This window comes from Bradyrhizobium sp. 31Argb, assembly GCF_043638955.1.
GTDB lineage: Bacteria > Pseudomonadota > Alphaproteobacteria > Rhizobiales > Xanthobacteraceae > Bradyrhizobium.
Window position 1 is genome coordinate 1 of record NZ_JBEGDB010000482.1, and the last position, 3,040, is coordinate 3,040.

At 60.0% G+C, this 3,040-nt stretch carries 2 protein-coding genes and 1 tRNA gene; 2 read left to right on the plus strand and 1 reads right to left on the minus strand.

What is annotated here, in order from left to right; translation table 11 throughout:
- Positions 1-297 precede the first annotated feature (297 nt).
- Positions 298-510, minus strand: a complete 213-nt coding sequence (locus AAFX91_RS40350) for a hypothetical protein (protein ID WP_394570203.1) — start codon at positions 508-510, stop codon at positions 298-300.
- A 320-nt stretch (positions 511-830) separates the two neighbouring features.
- On the opposite strand from AAFX91_RS40350, the gene AAFX91_RS40355 reads away from it, so the two are divergent.
- Together AAFX91_RS40355 and AAFX91_RS40360 are read left to right on the plus strand one after the other, a co-directional pair.
- Positions 831-920 (plus strand) — tRNA-Ser (locus AAFX91_RS40355).
- Between the two features lie 684 nt (positions 921-1,604).
- Positions 1,605-3,014, plus strand: coding sequence for an AAA family ATPase (locus AAFX91_RS40360; RefSeq protein WP_394570204.1), 1,410 nt, complete (start codon positions 1,605-1,607; stop codon positions 3,012-3,014).
- The last annotated feature ends 26 nt before the right edge of the window (positions 3,015-3,040 follow it).

The window sequence follows — 3,040 nt, forward strand, 5'->3', positions numbered from 1 at the left end:
CCGGTGGTGTGGGAGGGGCGAAGCCGCGAGGCTTCCCCCTATCCCGATCCGCTTGTGGAGACGTGGATTGCTTCGCTCCGCTCGCAATGACGGAGGCAGTCATTCCGGGGCGATGCGATAGCATCGAGCCCGGAATCCATTTCTCCGCTTGTGTCCGCCGTCCGATGGATTCCGGGCTCGCGCTTCGCGCGCCCCCAGGAATGACGGAGAGTGATGAGCCTGTGGCCCACCCCTCGAGACGCCGCTCGCGCTGCTCCTCGGGGTGAGAAGGCCGCACGCCGTCAATGCAAGCGCAGATCAATAGCAATACGCCACGCCATCGAGCACCGGGCAGCGCGCCCGCCGCGAGTCGCTTGGATTCTCCATCGGCACGACGCCGCTGCCTTTGCCGACGAACACGCCTGGCCCGACCCTGACCGAGGACGGGTTGCCGACGATCACGCTCGGATGCGGCGAGGTCAGGCTCGAGCGCGTGCCGTCGCTCCAGATGATGGTGTCGCCCGAAAGCATCCCGCGCCGCCGTCGTCGCAGCTCACGTCCGTGCCCGCCTTGATGCAGCTTTGCGCCAGCGCCGGACCGGCGCCCATAGCCGCCGCCACGACCAGGCCGAGAATCGCAAATGTCCGCTTCACGCCGCCCTCCACCACTGATTTGCCTTGCAGTCGTCGGCACGGCAAGGATTCGGGTTCAACAGGCCGAACCCGCGCCCCGATCCCGACCGCCAACCCCGCCGAAAAGCCAAGCTGTTCCAAAAACTTAAGGAAATTTCCGCTTCCGCCCCCTCTCTCCCTTGCAAAATCCGCCCCATCCCTTCAAGAGAGGGCGCTTCCGGAGAGATGGCCGAGTGGCTTAAGGCGCACGCTTGGAAAGCGTGTGTGCGGGAAACCGTACCGTGGGTTCGAATCCCACTCTCTCCGCCACTTCGCCCCGAAATTTCGTACCTCGAAACGGAGACAGGCCCGAAAATTTCGGCCGTTTTCATACTTTTGTTCGTCCTGGAGAACGCCGACCGTACTAAAAATGAGCCGCGAATGGGGCTGGAGAACGCGTTTTTCTCCGAATCCTAGAACGCCGGAAATTGGTGCGGTACGGCATTTCGCGAAAAACAGGTCCCTCGTCGGGGCCCAGTTTTGAATCTCTTTCGCTCAACCAACTCAAAAATCCGCCGTCTGCGAGTTCGATACCTCCTTGCCCAGCTGTCCACTCCGGCCTTCAGTTTTGGCCCGACAAATGCGCAAATGGCCCGGAAACTGCGGGTTTCGCGTATTCGTTTCCGTCTCCGCACTCGCAATTCGCGTGGCCGGGAGCGTGAATTGCCGAAAGTCTCCGACTAGTTCCGCGAAAACTCCCGTTTTGGAGACTTAGGCCGGAGACTTTGGTTCGATCAGCCACTGCGTGGCGATCGACGCAGTCCGTTATCGGGCTGATAAGCTTTTTACAACTCGTCAGGGCTCATAAGCTGAAGGTCATAGGTTCAAATCCTATCCCCGCAACCAATCCCTTGCCGCGCCTCAATTGCCGCCTAAATAAAGGCCTTCCGCCGCGAATATTGCTCGCTCGCACAATAACGAATTCAGAAAATCGATTCCCGGGGGCGGGATGCCTTGACCGACACACTTGAACAAAAACCGGCCTCCACCGAACTGACCGGCGGCGCGGGGTTTACATATGAAGACACGGTCGTCGCCTATTACCTCGCGCATCTGCTCCGGCAAGAGCGCGCGGCAGGCCAGCCTGGCATTGTCACCAGCGTCGCTGTTCAGCGGCAAGGCCACGGCCATCCCATGGATGATGTTATCGTCGGTCTCGACCATGCCGGTACGAATAAATCGCTTGAGCTTCAGGTTAAGCGCTCCGTCACCATCAGCGGCGCCGATGAGAAATTCAAAGAGATCGTCGCGGCGGCTGTGAAGACGCAAGCTACCGCTACCTTCATCAAAAACTCGGACGCGAGTGGATTTGTCGTCGAGCATGTCACGGACTCGACCTTCCGCAGCCTTTCACGGGTGATCGCCAGAGCAAAAGCGAGCCCGGACGCCAAAGACTTCGAACAGTATTTCGCGCCGGGCGGCACGGCGGGTGCTGACGACAAGGGACTGCGCGAAGCGTTGTTGCCTCTTACTGGCGCGGCCAATCTGGCGGAGGAAGTCAACTTCTACCGGAATTTCGCCGCGCTCCATCTGGCTGGGCTGGAAGATGGCGGTGCGCTCCGCCTTGAGATCGTCAATCGTCTGCAAGAAATCGTCGCGGATAATGTCGACGGTCAGGACATCCTTCTTTTCGATCGCCTCTGCCGCATCGCGCGCGAAGGCGCGGCGAACGCCGCCAAATGGACGCGTTCGTCCCTGCTCGCCCAACTGAAGGGCTCGGTGCGACTGAAAATTACACCGAACTTCAGCGACGACATCAAACGGCTGAATGCCGCCTCGCTCGATGCGCTCAACGATGTGTCCGAAACGGTCGATGACGTTCATGTCGCGCGCGACGGTTTGCAGGAGAAAGTCGCGAAGCAGCTGGAGAAGCATCGGGTTGTTTCCATCGGCGGCCTGCCGGGTTGCGGCAAATCTGCCGTTCTGAAGCACTTCGGAGCCAACGCCGCGAAGTCGGGCCCGATCCTCTTTCTCAAGAATGACCGGCTACTTGGAACGAGCTGGACGACTTTCGCGACAGCGCTCGGTGTGCGCCACGCCAGAGCGTCCGATCTTCTCGCCGAAATCGGGGCTTCAGGTACGCCCATCCTTTTTATCGATGGTATCGATCGTATCCGGCCAGATCAGCAACACATCATCACCGATCTCCTCCGCGCCATGGAGGCCGACCCAAACCTCCAGCACTGGAAGGTTCTCGCGAGTTCGCGCGATCAAGGTCTCGAAGCCTACCGGAATTGGTTTCCCCGGCAGTTTTACACCGCGAACGGCATGGGCAGCGTTTCGGTGAAGGGGTTCTCCGAAGACGAGGCGGAACGACTAGTGGTCTATCACAGTGATTTTGACTCTTTGGGGGTGGCTGGATAGGCGCGGCCGAGTTTGGCGCGAGCTTT